The organism is Streptomyces sp. NPDC091287, assembly GCF_044768525.1.
Taxonomy (GTDB): domain Bacteria; phylum Actinomycetota; class Actinomycetes; order Streptomycetales; family Streptomycetaceae; genus Streptomyces.
In genome coordinates this window covers 113,171-134,278 of record NZ_JBIVUV010000003.1, presented here as the reverse complement: position 1 = coordinate 134,278, position 21,108 = coordinate 113,171, and the positions used below count along the sequence as shown (strand labels likewise).

Here is a 21,108-nt window from a genome sequence, read left to right as displayed (position 1 = left end):
ACAGGTCAGGAGAGCAGCTCCACCTCCGCGAGCGTCGCCGAACCCGTCAGCACCAGCCGGTACTTCGTGTACGAGCCGGGCTTCGCCACCGAGAACACCCGGGTCTGCTTGTCCCAGGCGAACGACTGGCCGGAGCGGCGGTCGAGGTCCGTCCACTTCTCGCCGTCCGCCGACCCCTGGAGCGTCCAGCCCGTCGGGGCCTTGTCGGCCGCCGCCGAGGTCAGCGTGTACTGGATGCCCTTCGTCGCCGAGGACACCGGCAGCTCCACCGACTCCACCGTCGCCGAGGTGGCGGAGGTGTCGTCGAAGAGCGCGCCGTCGCCCTTCAGCGCGTCGCCCTTGGGCGTCGGTACCTTGTCGTCCTTCTGGACGGAGACCGGGGCCGCGTCCTTGCCCGTGCCCCACGCCGACGGCTTCGGGCCCATGTCGAACTCCAGCGTGCCGCCCTTGGCCAGGACGTCGTGCGGGAGCGCCGTGGAGGTCCACTTCTTGCCGTTGACCTTCACGCCCTGCACGTAGATGTTCTTGTCGCTGTTCTTCGGGGCCTTCACGGTCAGCTTGCGGCCGTTGTCCATGCGGACGGTGACCTTCTTGAAGAGCGGCGAGCCGATCGCGTACTCCCCGCTGCCCATCACCAGCGGGTAGAAGCCGAGCGAGGAGAAGAGGAACCAGGCCGACTGCTCGCCGTTGTCCTCGTCGCCGTGGATGCCCTGCCCGATCTCGCTGCCGACGTACAGCCGGCCCAGCACCTCGCGGACCTTCTCCTGCGTCTTGTACGGCTGCGAGGCGGCGTTGTACATGTACGTGGCGTGGTGGGCGACCTGGTTGCTGTGCCCGTACTGGCCCATCCGCACGTCACGCGCCTCGGTCATCTCGTGGATGACGCCGCCGTAGCTGCCGACGAACTCCGGGCCCGCCGTCTCCGGCGTGGAGAAGTACGTGTCCAGCTTCTTGCCGAGACCGTCGCGGCCGCCGTACAGGTTGGCCAGGCCCCGGCTGTCCTGCGGGGCGGTGAAGGCGTAGCCCCAGCCGTTGGTCTCGGTGTAGTCGTAGCCCCAGACGCGGGGGTCGTAACTGCCGGAGGGCAGACGCCAGTCGCCGTTCGGCTTCTTGCCCTGGAAGAACCCGGCCTTGTCGTCGAAGAGCTTGACGTACTTCTGCGCCCGGTTCATGAAGTACTCGGACTCTTCCTTGTACCGCGCCTTCTTCGTCTTCTTGTACAGCTCCTGGCCCATGCGGGCGATGCCGTAGTCGTTGACGTAACCCTCCAGCGACCAGGACAGGCCCTCGTGGGTCTCGGTGTCCGCGTAGCCGGTGAAGACCGAGGTCGCAAGGCCCTTGCGGCCGACACCCGAGGACGGCGGGGCCACGGTGGCGTTCTTGAGCGCCGCGTCGTACGCCGCCTCGGCGTCGAACTTCACGCCCTTGACGTACGCGTCGGCGAACGCCACGTCGGAGCTGGTGCCGGTCATCAGGTCCGCGTAGCCGGGGGAGGACCAGCGCGAGGTCCAGCCGCCGTCCTTGTAGTGCTGGACGAAGCCGTCCACCAGCTTGCCGGCCTTCTTCGGGGAGAAGAAGGAGTAGGCGGGCCACGTCGTGCGGTAGGTGTCCCAGAATCCGTTGTTGACGTACACCTCGCCGTCGACGATCTTCGCGCCGGTCCGCGTCGGGGTGTTCTCACCGACCGCCTTGGAGAAGGGACTGGCGTACTGGGTCTTCCCCTTCACCTTCTCGTGGCCGGAGTTCGGGTAGAGGTAGAGCCGGTACAGGCTGGAGTAGAGGGTGGTCAGCTGGTCCGCGTTGGCGCCCTCGACCTCGACCGTCCGCAGGATGTCGTCCCAGGCGCCCTGCGCCTTGCGCTGCACCCGGTCGAAGGAGGTGGACTCCGGGATCTCCATGGCCAGGTTCTGCTTCGCCTGGTCGACGCCGATCAGCGAGGTGGCCAGTCGCAGGTTGACCGTGCGGTCCTTGCCCGCGTCGAAGCGGAAGAACCCGGTGACGTCGTCGCCCCCGCCGCCCTTCAGCTTGCCGCTGTCGGTGACCGGCGCGTCGAAGACGCCGTACACGAACATCCGGGTCGCCCCGGTGGACAGTCCGCTCTTGACGTCCGAGTAGCCGGAGAAGGAACCGGTCTTCGGGTCAAGGGTGATGCCGCCGTCGTTCGTGACGTTGTCGAAGACCAGGCTCGCGTCCTTGCCCGGGTAGGTGAACCGCATCCGGGCCGCGTGGTCGGTCGGCGTCATCTCGGCCTTGAGGCCGTTCTCGAACGTGACGCCGTAGTAGTGCGGCTTCGCCGTCTCGTTCTCGTGCCGGAACGGCAGCGCTCGGGCCGTCCGGGACGCCTCCGGGGTGCCGCTCGCGGCCGACGGCATCAGCTGGAAGGTCTGCCGGTCGCCCATCCAGGGGCTCGGCTCATGGCTGGCGGCGAAGGCCTGGAGCGTCGGGAGGTTGTCCGCGTTGTTGCCCCGGTGGTAGTCGTACAGCCAGCTGGTGGTGCCCGCGTTGGTGACCGGCGTCCAGAAGTTGAAGCCGTGCGGGACGGCCGTGGCCGGAATGTTGTTGCCGCGCGAGAAGCCGCCGCTGGAGTTGGTGCCGCGGGTGGTCAGCGCGTAGTCCGACAGATGCGCCTTGCGCTTCTCGGGGGCCTTCGGGGCGATCGTGATGTCGTCGATCCAGCCCTGGAACTTCGCCTTCCCCTTGGGGGAGTCGTACGCCACCAGGATCCGGTCGACCGTCTTGCCCGCGGCGACCGTGCCGAGGCGGGCGGCGACCTTGTTCCACTGGTTGACGTAGAGACGCTTGGCGTCCGCCTGGCCCTGCGGGGTGAGCAGCCCGCCGTGGCTGTCGGTGGCCTTCAGCTCGCTCAGGTATGTGCCGTCGGTGAAGGCCAGGTCCACCGCGACGTGCGTGGCGGGATAGTTCAGGTCGGTCTCGCCCATCTGCGGGTAGACCAGGTAGGACAGCTCGGTGTCCTTGGTGACGGCCGTGTTCACGTCGAAGATCTTGTTGTACGAGTAGGCGCGTCCTTCGGGCGTGTGGGTGCCCGCGTAACGCAGTGCCTTCTTTCCGGTGAATCCCGCGCCGGACTTCGCGGTGGGGGATCCGGAGGGGCCGCGATCGACCTGGCTGCGCATGTCGTCGGGCACCGGCGCGGAGGTGTCACCGTTCGAGAACTGAACGTCGGCGAGCTGGAGGGCGTCCGCCGCGCCGTTGTTCTTCGTGATCTCCAGGCGGAAGTGCCGGTAGGCGGTGTCGCCCGAGAAGTCGTACGTCTTCGTCTCGTGCCGCTTGGCGAAGGTCTCGCCGGTGCGGGTGTCGAGGTCGGTCCACTCCTTGCCGTCCGCCGAGCCCTTGAGCGTCCAGTCCTTCGGGTCGCGCTCGGCGTGGTCGTTGGCCGAGGTGAGGGCGTACGTCACGACCTTGACGGGTTCGTCCAGATCGAACTCGACCCAGCCGGTGGGCTTGAACGTCAGCCACTTGGAGCCCGGCTCGACGTCGACGAGGTTCTCCTTGACCTCCCCGCCGGCGGTGTTCTCGGCGCTCGCGCGAAGCTCCGTCACCCGGTCGGTGACATTGCCCGGTATGCCGGAGGAGAAGCCCCCGTCGACGCCGGAGGAGCGCTTCTCGCCGTCGGGGCCCTCCTCGACGGTGCTGCGCCAGTCCGGCTGCTTCTCGTCCGCCTCGAACGAGGTGCTGAAGGTGCGGTCGCCGGACGGCTTCCGGTCGGGCGAGGAGGGCTGGGCGGTGGCGACCGCGGGGGCGATCACCACCAGGGCGAGGGAAGCCGCCAGGGCGGCTGCTGTGGGGGTCCGTCTCCGGCGGTGAGCCGGGCGGGGGGCCGCGTGAGGGGCCTTGTCTGATCCGTGATCGATGCCGCGTGGTGGCTGCATGCCGAGCCGTTCCTCCCCGGGAAAATGCATGGACAACGTTGTCATAGCGGGATGCAAGGTCCAGTAGGGATCCAAGTGGCGGGACGTGTCAAGGGTGTTGCCGAGAGGTCCCTCGGCGAATCGGCCGGAATGCGGAAATAGCCGCCGCGGGAAGAGGGCGCGGGGTGCCGAGGTGTCCGTGAGGTCTCAACTCGGGAAAGACTGCCGCCCAACCCTGTGTTCGATCTTGCTCAGTTGGCGACAAGTGGACTATACCTGTCGGCATCTGCACGGCCGCTTCACGCGGACGTGCGCGCGGGGGAAACAGGGACGGTTGCGAGGACGCCAGTGGTGTCCTCGCTGTACGGTCTTCCGGCATCCCCACTGCACCGGCCTGTCCGGTGCATCTGCATATCCGCATGACCCAAGCGCAACTGACCGCGGTGGCGGGGCCCTTCGCCTGAGGCGAATTTCGACGGGTGACCGGTACACCGCCTGAGTCCTGGAGAAGGCGAGGACTTGAGCATGGGATCCACCTCCGCCCACAACAATGAGGGCCTTGGCCGTCGCGATCTGATCAAGCGTTCTGCCGCACTCGGCCTGATCGCTGTTCCGACGATGAGCTTCCTGTCCGCCTGCGCGAGCGGCGACAGCAGCAGCGACGACAAGGTCGAAAAGGGCGAAAAGACCGAGAAGAACCCGCTGGCCGTCAACGGCAGCGCACCGCTGGAGATCGTCATCTTCGACGGTGGCTTCGGCACCAAGTACGCCGAGGACGCCAAGGCCGTCTACGAGAAGACCTATCCCGAGGCGAAGGTCAAGTTCTCCGCGACGCAGAAGATCCAGTCGGTTCTTCAGCCGCGGTTCAACGGTGGTACCCCGCCGGACCTGATCGACAACTCCGGTGCCCAGCAGATGGACATGGGCGTGCTGGTCGGCAAGAAGCAGCTCACCGACCTGACCCCGCTGCTCGACGCCCCCTCCATCGACGACCCCGCCAAGAAGGTCCGCGACACCCTGCGGCCGGGCATCGTGGAGATGGGCCAGTTCGACGGCGACCCGGTCTGGATCATGTACTACGCGTACACGGTCTACGGCGTCTGGTACTCGCAGACCGCGCTGGAGAAGCTCGACTCCGCGTACCCGGAGACCTGGGACGAGATGCTCGCGCTCTGCAAGAAGGCGAAGAAGGAGGGCATCGCCGGCTGGACCTACCCCGGCAAGCACCCCTACTACATCCCCTTCTCGCTGTACCCCTTCATCGGCAAGATCGGCGGCGTCGAGGTCCTCGACGCGATCGACAACCTGGAGCCGAAGGCCTGGGAGCACCCGGCGGTCAAGGCGGCCTTCGAGGCCTACTACGAGCTCGTGGCCAAGGACTACATCCTTGAGGGCACCCCGGGCCTGGACCACCGTGGCTCCCAGGGCGCGTGGGCCCGCGGCAAGGCGCTGTTCATCCCGAACGGCTCCTGGGTCGAGAACGAGGAAGCGGCGATCATCCCCAAGGACTTCAAGCTGTCCGTGGGCGCTCCCTCCAGCCTCGACTCCTCGGACAAGCTGCCCTTCGGCACCCTCTGGGCGTCCGGCGGCGAGCCGTTCATCGTCCCGAGCAAGGCGAAGAACCCCGAGGGCGGCATGGAGCAGCTGCGCATCATGCTCAGCGAGGCCTCCTCCAAGTCCTTCACCACCAGCACCAAGTCGCTCTCCGCCTTCAACGGCGGCACGGACGGCATCGAGCTGTCCGACGGCCTGAAGTCGGGTGTCGCGGCGCTGGAGAAGGCCGGCACCAACGTGGTCAACCCGCGCTTGCAGGACTGGTACGTGAAGCTCCAGAAGGAGCAGATCGGCGTCGCCGCGCTCGGCGAGATGATGGCCGGCCGCGCCAAGCCGGCCGAGACCATCAAGAAGATCCAGGCCTTCGCCGACGCGACCGCCAAGGACCAGTCCATCAAGCACTTCAAGCACCAGTGACCACGCGTCACCAGCGGCGGGCAGCACGGGAAGGTCGGAGTCGGTAACGATGCAACACGGTAAATACCGGTTCATAATCGGGTTCTTGGTGGTCCCGATGGCGTTGTACGTCATCTTCGTCATCTGGCCCTTCATCCAGTCCATCTACTACTCGTTCACGGACTGGACGGGGCTGAGTCCCGACTTCAAGATGGTCGGGTTCGACAACTACACCAAGATGCTCGACGACGACATCTTCTGGAAATCGCTGCAGCACAGCGTGATGCTGGCCATTCTGCTGCCGCTGGTGACGCTGGGGCTCGCGCTCTTCTTCGCCTTCATGCTCAACGTGGGTGGGCGGCGTCGTAAGGGCGCCGCCATCACCGGCGTACGGGGCTCGGGCTTCTACAAGATCGCGTACTTCTTCCCCCAGGTGCTCTCGATCGCGATCGTGGCCATCCTGTTCCAGTTCGCCTTCGACCCGGCCCAGGGCATGATCAACGGCACGCTCAAGGCCGTCGGCTTCGACGACGTGCCGACCTGGCTGGGCGATCCGCAGCTGGCCCTGTGGGTCGTGATGGCGGTCCTCGTCTGGTGCACGACCGGCTTCTTCGTGGTGCTGTTCTCCGCGGGCATGGCCTCCATCCCCAAGGACTTCTACGAAGCCGCCCTGCTGGACGGGGCGAGCCGCTTCACGACCTTCTTCCGGATCACGCTGCCCCTGCTGTGGGACACGGTCCAGTCCGGCTGGGTCTACATGGGCATCCTGGCGCTCGGAGCCGAGGGCTTCGCGATCGTCCACATCATGAGTGTCGGTCCCGGCGGGCCCGACTACTCGACCACCGTCCTGCCGCTGTACGTGTACCAGTCGGCGTTCCGTGACGGACAGGCGGGCTACGCGACCACGATCGGTGTCGCCCTGCTCATCGTGACGCTGGCGTTCGCCGCCATCGTCATGCGGGTGGGCCGGCGCGAGCGGCTGGAGTTCTGATGAAGACCACTGACACCCCTCCCGCCGGGCCCTCCGGGTCCCCCTCCGACGCCGGAGCGGCGAAGGTTCCGGCCCAGCGCACCGGGCCGGTGGGCAAGGGCCTGTCGGCCCCCGCGAAGAAGAGCGAGGGCCAGGTCCTCAACGTCTTCTCGCACGGGATGCTGATCCTGTGGGCGATCATGGTCGTCCTGCCGCTGTTCTGGGCGGTGATGTCCTCGTTCAAGACCGACGCGGACATCTTCAACACCCCGTGGTCGCTGCCCAGTTCGCTGAACTTCGACAGCTGGGGCCGGGCCTGGAGCCAGGCCCACATGAGCGAGTACTTCCTGAACACGATCCTGGTGGTCGGCGGGTCGCTCACCGGCACCCTGGTCCTCGGGTCCATGGCCGCCTATGTGCTCGCCCGCTTCGAGTTCCCGGGCAACCGGTTCATTTACTTCTTGTTCGTCGGCGGCATGAGCTTCCCGGTCATGCTGGCGCTGGTCCCGTTGTTCTACGTCATGGACAACATGGGGCTGCTGAACACGATCCACGGCCTGATCCTGGTGTACATCGCGTACTCGCTGCCGTTCACCGTGTTCTTCCTGACCTCGTTCTTCCGTACGCTGCCGACGTCGGTGGCGGAGGCGTCGATCATCGACGGGGCCTCGCACACCCGCACGTTCTTCCAGGTCATGCTGCCGATGGCCAAGCCGGGCCTGATCAGCGTCGGCATCTTCAACTTCCTGGGGCAGTGGAACCAGTACATGCTGCCGACGGTGCTGAACACCGACCCGGACAAGCGGGTACTGGCCCAGGGCCTGGTGGAGCTGGCCTCCAGCCAGGGCTACAAGGGCGACTACTCCGGCCTCTTCGCCGGTCTGGTGATCGCGATGCTGCCCGTGCTGGCGGCGTACATCATCTTCCAGCGCCAGGTCGTCTCCGGCCTGACGGCGGGCGCCCTGAAGTAGCCCGCGACGCGCGTACGGCCCGGTGCCCCGGCGGAATCCCTCCGCCGGGGCACCGGGCCGTTGTGGGTGTGCGCGTGCTCAGGTCTTGACGGGAGGCACCCCCGAACGGTCAGCTTAGAGTTCACATGTTGGAGGAAGCCGGGGTCTCATCGCTGCGGCCCCGGCCGGGGCGGTCTTCAGGACCGCCCGCCAAGGGCAGGAGTGGATGAGTCGATGGAGACTCCCGGGTCGCAGACATCGCTGCACAGGGCCAATCTGGAGCGGGTCGTACGCGCCGTACGGATGGCAGGATCGCTCACCCAGGCGGAGATCGCCCGGAGCACCGGGCTCTCCGCGGCCACCGTCTCCAATATCGTCCGGGAGCTGAAGGACGGCGGAACGGTCGAGGTCACTCCCACCTCGGCGGGCGGCCGGCGGGCCCGCAGCGTCTCGCTCAGCGGCGACGCGGGCATCGTCATCGGCGTCGACTTCGGCCATACGCATCTGCGCGTCGCCGTCGGCAACCTCGCCCACCAGGTGCTCGCCGAGGAGTCCGAGCCGCTGGACGTCGACGCCTCGTCCGCCGAGGGCTTCGACCGGGCGGAAGTGCTGGTCAAGCGGCTGATCGAGGCCACGGGGATCGGCCCGGACAAGGTGATCGGCATCGGTCTCGGCGTACCGGGCCCCATCGACGTCGAGTCCGGCACCCTGGGCTCCACCTCGATCCTGCCGGGCTGGACGGGCATCAACCCCAGCGAGGAGCTCTCCGGCCGCCTCGGCGTGCCCGTGTACGTCGACAACGACGCCAATCTCGGGGCGCTGGGCGAGCTGGTCTGGGGGAGCGGGCGGGGCGTCAGGGACCTCGCGTACATCAAGGTGGCCAGCGGCGTCGGGGCCGGTCTGGTGATCGACGGGACCATCTACCGGGGGCCCGGCGGCACGGCCGGCGAGATCGGGCACATCACGCTCGACGAGTCGGGCCCGGTGTGCCGCTGCGGCAACCGCGGCTGCCTGGAGACCTTCACGGCCGCCCGGTACGTCCTGCCGCTGCTCCAGCCCAGCCACGGCCCCGGGCTCACCATGGAACGGGTGGTCCAGCTGGCCCGGGAGGGCGACCCGGGCTGCCGCCGGGTGATCGGTGACGTGGGCCGCCACATAGGCAGCGGCGTGGCCAACCTGTGCAACCTGCTCAACCCGAGCCGTGTCGTGCTCGGCGGCTCGCTGGCGGAGGCCGGGGAGCTGGTCCTGGGGCCCATACGGGACTCCGTGTCGCGTTACGCGATCCCCAGCGCCGCCCGGCAGCTCTCGGTGCTGCCCGGCGCGCTCGGCGGGCGCGCCGAGGTACTGGGCGCACTCGCCCTGGTGCTCAGCGAGATGGGGGATTCAACCCTTTTGGAGAGCACCCTCCCCGCGGCGACTCCTGCCTTCACTTAGATAACGAATGGCACCGTTGTCATCTCGTTAAGGATTTACTCCTTGACGCTGGCGCTGGGGCCGAGTTGACTTCCAGCCACCTCGGCCGCAACGTCGCGGCCTCGTCAGGGAGGTTCGAGAATGAACACGCGTATGCGTCGTGCCGCCGTTGCCGTTGCCGCCACCACGATGGCGGTCTCGCTGGCCGCTTGCGGGAGTGCCAAGGAGTCCGGCGACAAGGCCGAACAGGGCTCGGAGAAGAAGGGCGACGACCTGAAGATAGGTCTGCTCCTCCCCGAGAACCAGACGGCCCGTTACGAGAAGTTCGACCGGCCGATCATCGAGAAGAAGATCAGCGAGCTCACCGGCGGCAAGGCGGAGGTCGTCTACGCCAACGCCAAGCAGGATGCGAACACGCAGTCGCAGCAGGTCGACACCATGATCACCAACAAGGTCGACGCGCTCATCCTGGGCGCGGTGGACGCCAAGGCGATCGCGAACAGCGTCAAGAAGGCCAAGGACGAGGGCATTCCGGTCGTCGCCTTCGACCGCCTCGCCGAGGGCCCCATCGACGCCTACACCTCCTTCGACAACGAAGAGGTCGGCCGCGCACAGGGCACCGCCCTGCTGGAGGCCCTGGGCGACAAGGCCGACGGCGGCACGATCGTGATGATGAACGGCGCGATCACCGACCCGAACGCCGCCCTCTTCAAGAAGGGCGCCAAGTCGGTCCTCGACGGCAAGGTGAAGTACGGCAAGGAGTACGACACCAAGGAGTGGAAGCCGGAGAACGCCAACGCCAACATGGAAGCGGCGATCACCGCACTCGGCAAGGACAAGATCGACGGCGTCTACTCCGCCAACGACGGCATGGCGGGCGGCATCATCACCGCCCTCAAGGGCGCCGGTCTGTCGCCGCTCCCGCCGGTCACCGGCCAGGACGCCGAACTGGCGGGCGTGCAGCGCATCGTCTCCGGTGAGCAGTTCATGAGCGTCTACAAGTCCTACCCCGCCGAGGGCATCGTCGCCGCGGAGATGGCCGTCGCCCTCGCCAAGGGCGAGAAGCTGGACTCCATCGCCACCTCGAAGGTCGACAGTGCCACCGCGAAGGGCATCCCGACGGTCCTCGTCCCGGTCGTCTCGCTGACCAAGGACAACATCAAGGACACCGTCATCAAGGACGGCATCTGGACGCTGGACGAGATCTGCTCGGCCAAGTACAAGGCCGCCTGCGACACGATCGGTCTCAAGTAGCCTCCCGGGACCCGGCCCGCCCCCGAGCCGCCGGGTCCCGCCCGCCGCGACGCCCGCCGCGATTTCGCGAGGGCGCCGGCGGTCCCACCGCCCGCGCACGCGCCCGCCGCACCACGGCCCGCACGCGCGAGCCACGAAGCCTGTCCGGCGCCCCGCACACCAACCGTCCCGCTACCGGGCGGGGCGTCGGACGGAACGCTTCACCCCCGATTTCCCTCTGTGCTCGACACCGCCGCGCCTTCCCCCGGGCGCGGCATCCCCGCCGGTCAGGCGGCGAAGGAGATGGTTCATGTGTCCGCTACGCCCGTGTTGGCGTTGCGAGGGGTCTCCAAGCGCTTCGGTGCCGTCCAGGTACTCACCGATGTAGAGCTTGAGGTCCACGCCGGTGAGGTGGTCGCCCTGGTGGGCGACAACGGCGCCGGTAAATCAACGCTGGTCAAGACGATCGCCGGAGTGCACCCCATCGATGACGGCGTCATCGAGTGGGAGGGCAGGGCCGTGCAGATCACCAAGCCGCACGACGCCCAGAACCTCGGCGTCGCGACCGTCTACCAAGACCTCGCGCTGTGCGACAACATCGATGTCGTCGGCAACCTCTACCTCGGCCGGGAGCTGCGCAGGTTCGGCATCCTGGACGAGGTGGAGATGGAGCGCCGCTCCCGCGAGCTGCTGTCCACGCTCTCCATCCGCATCCCGAGCGTCCGCATCCCGATCGCCTCGCTCTCCGGCGGCCAGCGCCAGACCGTGGCCATCGCCCGGTCGATGCTCGGCGAGCCCCGGCTCGTCATCCTCGACGAGCCGACCGCCGCCCTCGGTGTCGAGCAGACCGCCCAGGTCCTCGACCTCGTCGAGCGACTGCGCGAGCGCGGCCACGCGGTCATCCTCATCAGCCACAACATGGCCGATGTGAAGGCCGTCGCCGACAAGGTCGCCGTGCTCCGGCTGGGCCGGAACAACGGTGTCTTCGATGTGAAGACCACCTCCCAGGAAGAGATCATCTCCGCCATCACCGGCGCCACGGAAAACGCCGTGACCCGACGTGCGGCGCGCAACGCGGAGGTTTCCAAGTGACCACCGACAAGTCCGCCACCTCGCTGGACAAGGCCGGCACCCCGGCCGACGCGCCGCCGGTCGGCAACCCGGACGCGGCCGAGGGCGCCGCCACGGTGATCGACCCCCGCCTGCTCATCCGCGAGCAGGGCTTCGGCGGCTACCTCACCGAGTTCAAGCGCAAGATCAGCGGTGGCGACCTGGGCTCGATCCCGGTGATCGTCGGCCTCGCGATCATCGCCATCGTCTTCCAGAGCATGAACTCCGAGTTCCTCTCCGCGAAGAACATCAGCGACATCGCCACCACGATGGTCGCCACCGGCATGATGGCCGTGGGCATCATCTTCGTCCTGCTGCTCGGCGAGATCGACCTCTCGGTCGGCTCGGTCTCCGGTGTCTCCGGCGCCCTCGTCGCGGTGCTCAGCGTCACCCAGGGCATGAACGAATGGCTGGCGATCCTCGTCGCCATCGTCAGCGGCGCGGTGATGGGCGCGATCCACGGCTTCTTCTTCGCCCGGGTCGGGGCGCCCGCCTTCGCCGTCACCCTGGCGGGCCTGCTGTTCTGGCTCGGCTTCATGCTCCAGCTGCTCGGCGACTCCGGCACGATCAACCTGGACGGCGACGGGGTGGTCGGCAAGCTGACCACGTACTACTTCACCGACGTCGCCGCCGCCTACGGGCTCGCCGCCATCGCGGTCATCGGCTACTTCGCCGCGGCCTTCCTGGACACCCGCCGCCGCGAGGCGGCCGGTATCCCGGCCCGCCCGCTCGCCGACATCGCCGTGCGCACCGCGGTCATCGGCGTGTTCGGCTTCGCCGCCGCGTACATGTTCAACCAGTACCGCGGCCTGCCGCTCGCGCTGGTCCTCTTCCTGATCGTCCTGGTCGGCACGGACTTCCTGCTCCGCCGTACGGCCTACGGGCGGAAGATCTTCGCGCTCGGCGGCAGCGTCGAGGCCTCCCGGCGCGCCGGCATCAACGTCACCGCGATCCGTGTCTCCGTCTTCTCCATCGCGGGGACCTTCGCGGCGATCGGCGGCCTGTTCTGGGCCTCCAAGATCGCGGCGGCCAACCAGGGCTCCGGCACCGGCGACCTCCTGATGAACGTCATCGCGGCGGCCGTCATCGGCGGCACCAGCCTCTTCGGCGGCCGGGGACGCACCTGGAACGCGCTGCTCGGCGTCATGGTGATCGTCTCCATCCAGTACGGCCTGTCGCTGGAGGGCATCGCCACGCCGATCCAGTACATGGTCACGGGAGCCGTGCTTCTCGCCACGGTCGTCATCGACTCCGTCACCCGTAGGACCCAGAAGACCGCGGGCCGCGCCTGACCGCACAACCGCGCAGGTGCCCGGTGCTCCCAGGGGCTCCGGGCACCTGCGCGTTTCCGGCATTCCGGATGCGAACAGGGCCGCCCGATGCCCGCCGCCGCTAGCGGAACATTAGACTCATCGGATCGGCACGCTCGATCAGCTCAAACGCAAGGAGGCACGGGTGGATCTGCTGACCCGCATCAAGGGACCGCGCGACCTGGACCGGCTCAGCCTCGGTGAGCTGGACCAGCTCGCGGAGGAGATCCGTACCTTCCTCGTGGACGCGGTGTCCAAGACCGGCGGACACCTCGGCCCCAACCTGGGCGTCGTCGAGCTCACCATCGCCCTGCACCGGGTCTTCGAGTCGCCCCGGGACAAGGTGCTCTGGGACACCGGCCACCAGAGCTACGTGCACAAGCTGCTCACCGGCCGCCAGGACTTCTCCCGACTCAAGAGCAAGGGCGGCCTCTCCGGCTACCCCTCCCGCGCCGAGTCCGACCACGACGTCATCGAGAACAGCCACGCCTCCGGGGTCCTCGGCTGGGCCGACGGCCTGGCCAAGGCCAACGAGGTCCTCGCCAAGGACGACCACGTCGTCGCGGTCATCGGTGACGGCGCCCTCACCGGCGGTATGGCCTGGGAGGCGCTGAACAACATCGCCGCCGCCAAGGACCGCCCCCTCGTCATCGTCGTCAACGACAACGAGCGCTCCTACGCCCCGACCATCGGCGGCCTGGCCAACCACCTCGCCACCCTCCGTACGACCGACGGTTACGAACGGTTCCTGGCCCGCGGCAAGGACATCCTGGAGCGCACGCCCGTCGTCGGCCGCCCGCTGTACGAGACCCTGCACGGCGCCAAGAAGGGCCTCAAGGACTTCATCGCCCCGCAGGGCATGTTCGAGGACCTCGGCCTGAAGTACGTCGGCCCGATCGACGGCCACGACATCGAGGCCCTGGAATCCGCGCTCCAGCGCGCCAAACGCTTCCGCGGCCCGGTCATCGTGCACTGCCTCACCGAGAAGGGCCGCGGCTACACCCCCGCCCTCCAGGACGAGGCCGACCGCTTCCACGCCGTGGGCAAGATCCACCCGGACACCGGCCTGCCGATCTCCACCTCCGGCCTCGACTGGACCTCCGTCTTCGGCGAGGAGATGGTCAAGCTCGGCGAGGAGCGCGAGGACATCGTCGCGATCACCGCGGCCATGCTCCAGCCCGTCGGCCTCGGCAAGTTCGAGGCCGCCTTCCCGGACCGGATCTACGACGTCGGCATCGCCGAGCAGCACGGCGCAGCCTCCGCGGCCGGCCTCGCCACCGGCGGACTCCACCCGGTCTTCGCGGTCTACGCCACCTTCCTCAACCGCGCCTTCGACCAGGTCCTGATGGACGTCGCCCTGCACAAGTGCGGTGTGACCTTCGTCCTGGACCGTGCCGGCATCACCGGCACGGACGGCGCCTCGCACAACGGCATGTGGGACATGTCGATCCTCCAGTGCGTGCCCACGCTCCGGATCGCCGCCCCGCGCGACGCCGACCAGGTCCGCGCCCAGCTGCGCGAGGCCGTCGCCGTCGACGACGCGCCCACCGTGGTCCGCTTCTCCAAGGGCGCGGTCGGCCCCGCCGTCAAGGCGGTCGGCAGGGTCGGCGGCATGGATGTCCTGCGCGAGCCGAAGGCCGCCCGCCCGGACGTCCTGATCGTCTCGGTCGGCGCGCTCGCCCCGATGTGCCTGGAGATCGCCGACCTGCTGGACGCCCAGGGCATCTCCAGCACCGTCGTCGACCCCCGCTGGGTCAAGCCCGTCGACGAGGCGCTCGCCCCGCTCGCGGAGCGCCACCGCGTCGTCGTCACCGTCGAGGACAACAGCCGCGCCGGAGGCGTCGGCTCCGCCGTCGCCCAGGCCCTGCGCGACGCCGGTGTCGACGTACCCCTGCGCGACTTCGGCATCCCGCCGGTCTTCCTCGACCACGCCTCGCGCGGCGAGGTCATGGCCGAGATCGGACTGACCGCGCCGGACATCGCCCGACAGGTCACCGGCCTGGTCGCCAAGCTCGACGGCCGCTTCGAGACCCGCGCCGTGGAGCCCGCCCGCGACTGACGCGCTCGCCTCCGTACGGCCGATGGGCCGGGAGATCCGCCCCTGTACGGGTGGTTCTCCCGGCCCTTTCGCATGAAACGGGCCAGATGGCGCGTTCATGTGCGACAGGGTCCCCATCATGGCGTTCACAACGAATGCGTGGAGGTATCGCAGGTGAGCGCGCAGGTCACACCACCCCGCGGAAACGGCATGTTCCGCACCAAGTCCGTCGAACAGTCGATCCTGGACACCGAGGAGCCGGAACACGCGCTCAAGAAGTCCCTCTCCGCCCTGGACCTCACGGTCTTCGGCGTCGGCGTCATCATCGGCACCGGCATCTTCGTCCTCACCGGACAGGTCGCCAAGGAGACGGCGGGCCCCGCCACCGCCATCGCGTTCGCCGTGGCGGGCGTCGTGTGCGCGCTGGCCGCGCTCTGCTACGCCGAGTTCGCCTCCACGGTCCCCGTGGCCGGCTCCGCCTACACCTTCGCGTACGCCGCGCTGGGCGAACTGGTGGCCTGGATCATCGGCTGGGACCTGGTACTGGAGTTCGCGCTGGGCACCGCGGTGGTCGCGGTCGGCTGGTCCGGCTACGTCCGCTCGCTGATGGACAACGTCGACTGGACGATGCCCGAGGCGCTCTCGGGACCGGACGTGGCGGAAGGATTCGGCTTCGACATCCTGGCCTTCGCCCTGGTGCTGGTCCTGACCGTCATCCTGGTCGTCGGCATGAAGCTGTCCGCCCGGGTCACCTCGGTCGTGGTGGCGATCAAGGTCGCGGTGGTCCTCATGGTGATCATCGCGGGCCTGTTCTTCATCAAGGCCGAGAACTACAAGCCTTTCATCCCGCCGGCCGAGAAGCAGCCCGCCGGCTCGGGCTGGGACGCGCCGCTCGTGCAGCTGCTGTTCGGCTACGAACCGACGAACTTCGGCGTGATGGGCATCTTCACCGCCGCCTCCATCGTCTTCTTCGCCTTCATCGGCTTCGACGTGGTGGCCACCGCCGCCGAGGAGACCAAGCTGCCCCAGCGCGACATGCCGCGCGGCATCCTCGGCTCGCTCATCATCTGCACGGTGCTCTACGTGGCGGTCTCGATCGTGGTCACCGGCATGCAGAACTACCGCGAACTCTCCGTCAGCGCCCCGCTCGCCGACGCCTTCAAGGCCACCGGGCACCCCTTCTACGCCGGGCTGATCAGCTTCGGCGCGGCGGTCGGTCTCACCACGGTCTGCATGATCCTGCTGCTCGGCCAGACCCGGGTCTTCTTCGCGATGAGCCGCGACGGCCTGCTCCCGCGCTTCTTCTCCAAGACGCACCCGCGCTTCCGCACGCCCTACCGCCCGACGATCCTGCTCGGCGTGCTGATCGCGATCATCGCCGGGTTCACGAGTATCGAGGAGCTGGCCACCCTGGTGAACATCGGCACGCTCTTCGCGTTCGTCATCGTCGCCCTCGGCGTCCTGGTCCTGCGCCGCACCCAGCCGAACCTGCCCCGCGCGTTCCGTACCCCGTGGGTGCCGGTGCTCCCGATCGCCTCGGTGGCCGCGTCGGTCTGGCTGATGCTCAACCTGCCGGTGGAGACCTGGGTCCGCTTCGGCGCCTGGATGGTCCTCGGGGTGATCATCTACTTCGTGTACGGGCGCTCCCACAGCCGCATGGCCAAGGAGGGCCGCTGACGTCCGGGCCGGGTCGGGGCCTCACGGAGCGGCCCCGCCCGGCGCCCGCAGCCCCACCTGCCCGGCCAGGAACGCGAGGCACTCGGCCTCCAGCGCCACCACGCGCGAGACGGCGCGGGCGCCGTGCCCGACGCCGCGTTCCAATCGCAGCAGGACCGGCCCCGCCCCGGACGTGGCGTGCTGCAGGGCGGCGCACATCTTGCGCGCGTGGAGCGGGTCGGTCCTGGTGTCACCGTCCGAGGCGGCCAGCAGCACCGCCGGGTAGCTGACGCCGGGCGTGACGCGGTGGTACGGGGAGTAGCCCAGCAGCGTCCGCGCCTGTGCGGGGTCGCGCACACTGCCGTACTCGGGCACCCAGCTGGGCCCCAGCCCCGACGACTCGAAGCGGACCATGTCCAGGAGCGGGACCCGGCACACCGCGGCGGCGTACTTCTCGGGCTCCTGGGTCAGGGCCGCGCCGACCAGCAGCCCGCCGTTGGAGGAGCCCATCACCGCGACCCGGCCCGGTGCGGCCCAGCCGGCCGCCAGCAGGTGGTCGGAGGCCGCGGCGAAGTCGTCGAACGTGTTCTGCTTGTTGGTCCCGCTGCCGGCGAGGTGCCACTCCTCGCCCTCCTCGCCGCCGCCGCGCAGCCCCGCCCAGGCGAAGACGCCGCCCGCCCTGACCCAGGCGAGGACCTGCGGCCGGTACCGGGGCGACATGATCTGGCCGAAGCCGCCGTATCCGGTGAGCAGGGTCGGGCGCGGCACGTCCGGGCGGCCGGTGGGGGAGATCACGAACATCCGTACCGTCGTCCCGTCCCGGGACGGGAAGGCGACCTGCCGGGTGACCGCCCCCTCGGCCCCGGGCGCGTGCCGGGAGCCGTGCTCCCAGCACGTCGCGCGGCACGTCCGCCCGTCGAAGCGGAGGATGCGCGTCGGCGTCCCGAAGTCGGTGTAGGTGAACCAGGCCTCGTGGCTGCCGGCCGGCCCGGGCGCGAAACCGCCGACGGTGCCGCTGCCCGGCAGGGGTACCGAGGCCACCTGCCTGCCGTCCGTCAGATCGTGCACGGTCACTTCGGCCACCGTGTGGCGGGTCCAGGCGGCCAGGCCGAGCGGATGGTCGAGCTCGGGTCCCGAGACCACCGTGAAGTGGGTGAGGACCGCGTCGGGACGTCCCGCGACCACCTCCCGCCACGCCTCGGGGCCGCGGTGGAGCGCGTCCGGCGGGCACGCGACGACGTGGCCGCGAGCGGCGCCGTGGTCGGTGCGCAGCCACACCGGGTCCTGCGGACCGGTGCCGGGCGCCACATGCAGATGGGTGGCGGCCGGGATGTTCTCCTGGACCGGCACCAGCAGTGGCCTCTCCAGCGGTCCCGCGCTCAGGTCGGCCAGGTAGAGGTCGGTGCGGCGGCCGGTGCCGAGCGTGGCCCTGATCCCGAGCCAGCGGCCGTCGGCGGACCCGGAGACGCTGTAGAACTGGGTCCTGTCCCGGCCCTCGCCGAAGACCAGGGCATCGGTGCCGGGCGCGGTCCCGACCCGGTGCAGCCAGACCCGGCGGTGGTACTGCTCCTCGCCGGGGTTCAGCCGGGGGTCCAGCCGCCGGACGTAGTAGAACGCCTCGGCGCCGGGCAGCCAGGCGACCGACGACCTCCGCACCCGGTCCACCGGCCCGTCGACGACCTTCCCGGTCGCCACGTCGATCACCTGGAGCCGCGAGTCCTCGGTGCCGTCCCGGGAGACCTGAAAGGCCAGCAGATCGCCCTCCAGGGACGGCTGCCAGGCGTCGAGGGAGGTGCGCCCGGACGGGTCGAGGACCTGGGGGTCCAGCAGCACCCGCCCGGTATCCGCCCCCGTATCCGTCCCGGGCTCCGCCACCATGAGCACGGGATGCTCCTGGCCCGCGTCCTGCCGCAGCCAGAAGATCCTGCCGCCGCGGACCCTGGGCGGTGTCGCGCGATCGACGGCGGTGAGCGCCGCGACCTCCGCCTCCCACCACTCCCGGCCGGGCCAGGTCGCCCGCGCCGCCGTGTAGAGGGCCTCCTGCTCGGCGTCCCAGCGGATCACCGCGTCCGCCCTCGCGTCCTCCAGCCAGCGGTACGGGTCGGGGACGGGCACCCCGTGCACCTCGTCCACGACGTCCTGCCGGGCCGTGCGGGGGTAGTCGTGCGGTGCCGGTCGGGCGGCGGAGGTCACTCGGTGCTCCCTCGTCGTGGTGGGGCAGGGCTTCGGACAGCGGCGGCCTGCGAGGCCGTCTTCCCGGCCGGGCCGGTGGGCTCGACGGCACCTTCGTCCCCGGCCGGTCCTCCGGCGGGCCCGCCGTCCTCGGCGGTCTCCGGGTCGGGCAGGGCGCCGCGGGCGTAGAGGCCGGACAGCAGGATGCACAGCCCGGCCACGGCGATGATCGTGTCGATGGGGCCGAACCGCAGGCCTGCCACCGAGCCGTCGAAGTCCCGCAGCAGGGTGCCGGCGAGCCAGCCGGACAGTGCCGCCGCGACCATCGCCGCCAGCTGCGTCATCGGCTGGAACACGGCGACCACCCGCCCGCGGTACTCGGCGGACGCCGCCGAGAGCAGCAGCGGGGCCATCGCGGTGTTCAGCACGGTGAGGGGAATGGTGAACAGGACGAGCAGGATGATGCCGCCGACGAATCCGGTCTGCCGGGAGTAGGCGACCAGCAGGGCGCCGCTCACCAGCAGGCTGACCCACGTCGTCCGCCGCGCCCCGATCCACTGCACCACCCGGCCGGCGCACAGCGCGCCGACGATGCCGCCCACCCCGATGGCCATGCCGACGTAGCCGAAGAGCTTGGCCGACATGCCCAGGTTCTCGGTCGTGAAGAAGATGTTGAGCGTGTTCAGCGCGCCGACCCCGAGCTGGCCGATCACGGCGAAGACCAGCAGCGCGACCAGGAACCTGCTGCGCCCGAAGAATCGGAGGCCCGCCACGAACTCCCGCAGCACGCCGGACCGGTGACCGGCGGCCTTCCCCTTGCCGCTCCCGTCGACCGGAGCCTTCTCGGCCGGGGCCACCCGGACCGAACTGATGGCGACGTACGACACCAGGTAGGAGAGCGCGTTGAAGAGCATGGCCCATTGCACGCCCAGCGTGAAGAACAGCGGCGCGGCGAGCGGCGGGCCGATGATCAGTGCCGTCTGACTGGTCGCCTGGGTGATGCCGGCCGCCCTGGCGCGGTCGGCATCACCGGTCACCAGGTCCGCGATGATCGTGAAGCGGGCCGGTGCGAAGAACCGCGCGGCCGCGTGCAGGAGCAGCACGGTGCCGTAGACGAGAGCGAGCCACACTCCGGCCGGCAGCGCGTCGGCCGGCAGGAAGGAGACGACGGCCAGCAGGGCCACCAGCCCGCCCCGCAGCACTTCGGTACCGAGCATCGTGCGGCGTTTGTCCCAGCGGTCGACGAAGACGCCCGCGATCGGACCCACGACGAGCACGGCGGTTCCGCCCGCCACCAGGACGCCGCTCACCGCCGCCGGGGCCCAGCTCTCGTCCTTCGCCAGTACGGTGGCCACCCACAGCATCAGGGTGGTGCTGAAGACCATGTCCCCGACGGACGAGACGGCCTGTCCGATCCAGAGCCGGGTGAAGTCGGGGCTGATCAGGTTCAGTCGCGGTGCCATGACGGCCTCCCCGAGGAGAGGACCAGGGTCATGAGAGCGGTCACCAGGGTCGTGTGGTACGCCTTCCGGAAGAACTCCCCGGCCGGCGCCGACCGGGGTGCCATGAGCGCGGCCGACCGCCCGGGAATCGCCCCGTCCGACCGCTGGGCCCGCCCCAGGCACTCCACGGCCGCGGCCCCCGAAGGGGTGCGCAGCGGCTCAAGACCGAGGATGAACTGCGTGATGACGAGTTCGGCGGCCAGGTCCCACCGGTCCTGCCCGACGCAGTGGTCCAGCATCCGGCGGACCAGCTCCCGCGCGTGTGCCAGGGCGTCCCCGTCCAGACCGGTCGGGGCCCGCCCGTAGTCGCCGAGGAAGAACGCGGCGTGGGTGAGGGAGTATCCCTCGGAGTCGGTGAGCGGTGCCACGTCGTCCGTGACCACGCCCCCCGTGACCACGTCGTCCGTGGCCACGTCCCCCGTCGCCGCGCTCCCCGGCGCGGCGGCGGTCAGGGTGACGAGCGGGCTCTGTCCGACGAGTTCGGCGTACGGCTCGATCGTGTGGTCCACACCCGCCTTGTCCGCGTAGAAGCGGATCTCCATGCGCTTGAGCGGCGACTTGCCGGCCGGCGAGAGGAAGTCGGGAGCGAGCCGCCCGAGCGTGGCCCGGCACGCCGAGTCGTCGATCCCGTCCGGGGCGAGCCCGGCGTAGGCCAGTCCGTAGGTGGGGGCGGAAGGGGGGTGGGCGTCGAAGAGCCGCGGGAACTCCGGGCGCTGCCAGAGCTTGCGCAGGAGGGCGGTCGCCCCGTCCAGCCGCTCGTCGTGGGATCCGCCGGGCCGGGGTGAGCAGTGGCACAGCAGCGCCAGTTCCAGTACGGCCTTCGACTGCCGGTGCGTCGCCGTCCCCGCGTCGGCCGCGTACGGGTCGAAGTGGTCCAGGTTCGCTCCCAACCAGTCGAGCGTGCCGGCGGAGAGCTGGTCGAGAGATGACGTCAT

The 21,108-nt window shown here is 69.4% G+C and carries 13 protein-coding genes; 9 read left to right on the top strand and 4 right to left on the bottom strand.

What is annotated here, in order from left to right:
- Window positions 1–5 precede the first annotated feature (5 nt).
- The gene (locus ACIQRW_RS05400) at window positions 6–3,890 is read right to left on the bottom strand and encodes a GH92 family glycosyl hydrolase (RefSeq protein ID WP_403754703.1); all 3,885 of its coding nucleotides are present in this window, start codon (window positions 3,888–3,890) and stop codon (window positions 6–8) included.
- Window positions 3,891–4,394: 504 nt separating this feature from the next.
- Between ACIQRW_RS05400 and ngcE the strand changes: the two genes are divergently transcribed.
- The 9 genes from ngcE to ACIQRW_RS05355 all read left to right on the top strand — a co-directional run bounded on the left by ngcE (window position 4,395) and on the right by ACIQRW_RS05355 (window position 16,520).
- Window positions 4,395–5,840, top strand: a complete 1,446-nt coding sequence (gene ngcE, locus ACIQRW_RS05395) for an N-acetylglucosamine/diacetylchitobiose ABC transporter substrate-binding protein (RefSeq protein WP_403754700.1) — start codon at window positions 4,395–4,397, stop codon at window positions 5,838–5,840.
- A 49-nt stretch (window positions 5,841–5,889) separates the two neighbouring features.
- Window positions 5,890–6,810 carry a carbohydrate ABC transporter permease gene (locus ACIQRW_RS05390; RefSeq protein ID WP_403754697.1) on the top strand — a complete coding sequence of 307 codons (921 nt, stop codon included), beginning with the start codon at window positions 5,890–5,892 and terminating at the stop codon, window positions 6,808–6,810.
- A complete protein-coding gene (locus ACIQRW_RS05385; protein WP_403754694.1) occupies window positions 6,810–7,760 on the top strand; it encodes a carbohydrate ABC transporter permease in 951 nt (316 codons plus the stop codon). Before ACIQRW_RS05390 ends, ACIQRW_RS05385 begins: the two co-directional genes overlap by 1 nt.
- Window positions 7,761–7,973: 213 nt before the next feature.
- Window positions 7,974–9,173: an ROK family protein gene (locus tag ACIQRW_RS05380; RefSeq protein ID WP_403754691.1), complete on the top strand. Its 1,200-nt coding sequence runs from the start codon at window positions 7,974–7,976 to the stop codon at window positions 9,171–9,173.
- A gap of 120 nt (window positions 9,174–9,293) precedes the next feature.
- Complete coding sequence (locus ACIQRW_RS05375; protein ID WP_403754689.1) at window positions 9,294–10,406, top strand: sugar ABC transporter substrate-binding protein; 1,113 nt, start codon at window positions 9,294–9,296, stop codon at window positions 10,404–10,406.
- A 282-nt stretch (window positions 10,407–10,688) separates the two neighbouring features.
- Window positions 10,689–11,477, top strand: a complete 789-nt coding sequence (locus tag ACIQRW_RS05370) for an ATP-binding cassette domain-containing protein (protein WP_215110527.1) — start codon at window positions 10,689–10,691, stop codon at window positions 11,475–11,477.
- Window positions 11,474–12,787 carry a sugar ABC transporter permease gene (locus tag ACIQRW_RS05365; protein WP_403754686.1) on the top strand — a complete coding sequence of 438 codons (1,314 nt, stop codon included), beginning with the start codon at window positions 11,474–11,476 and terminating at the stop codon, window positions 12,785–12,787. The genes ACIQRW_RS05370 and ACIQRW_RS05365 overlap by 4 nt, the downstream gene beginning before the upstream one ends.
- Before the next feature lie 163 nt (window positions 12,788–12,950).
- Window positions 12,951–14,864, top strand: a complete 1,914-nt coding sequence (gene dxs, locus ACIQRW_RS05360) for a 1-deoxy-D-xylulose-5-phosphate synthase (protein WP_403754684.1) — start codon at window positions 12,951–12,953, stop codon at window positions 14,862–14,864.
- Between the two features lie 189 nt (window positions 14,865–15,053).
- On the top strand, window positions 15,054–16,520 hold the full coding sequence (locus ACIQRW_RS05355; protein WP_403755328.1) for an amino acid permease: 1,467 nt from the start codon (window positions 15,054–15,056) through the stop codon (window positions 16,518–16,520).
- A gap of 21 nt (window positions 16,521–16,541) precedes the next feature.
- On the opposite strand, the gene ACIQRW_RS05350 is transcribed toward ACIQRW_RS05355, so the two are convergent.
- Genes ACIQRW_RS05350 through ACIQRW_RS05340 form a run of 3 tightly spaced genes read right to left on the bottom strand, consistent with a single transcriptional unit; the run spans window position 16,542 to window position 21,108 of the window.
- Window positions 16,542–18,692, bottom strand: a complete 2,151-nt coding sequence (locus tag ACIQRW_RS05350; RefSeq protein WP_403754681.1) for a prolyl oligopeptidase family protein — start codon at window positions 18,690–18,692, stop codon at window positions 16,542–16,544.
- The gene (locus ACIQRW_RS05345; RefSeq protein ID WP_403754679.1) at window positions 18,689–20,134 is read right to left on the bottom strand and encodes an MFS transporter; all 1,446 of its coding nucleotides are present in this window, start codon (window positions 20,132–20,134) and stop codon (window positions 18,689–18,691) included. The genes ACIQRW_RS05350 and ACIQRW_RS05345 overlap by 4 nt, the downstream gene beginning before the upstream one ends.
- Window positions 20,119–21,108: a DUF6895 family protein gene (locus ACIQRW_RS05340; protein ID WP_403754677.1), complete on the bottom strand. Its 990-nt coding sequence runs from the start codon at window positions 21,106–21,108 to the stop codon at window positions 20,119–20,121. The genes ACIQRW_RS05345 and ACIQRW_RS05340 overlap by 16 nt, the downstream gene beginning before the upstream one ends.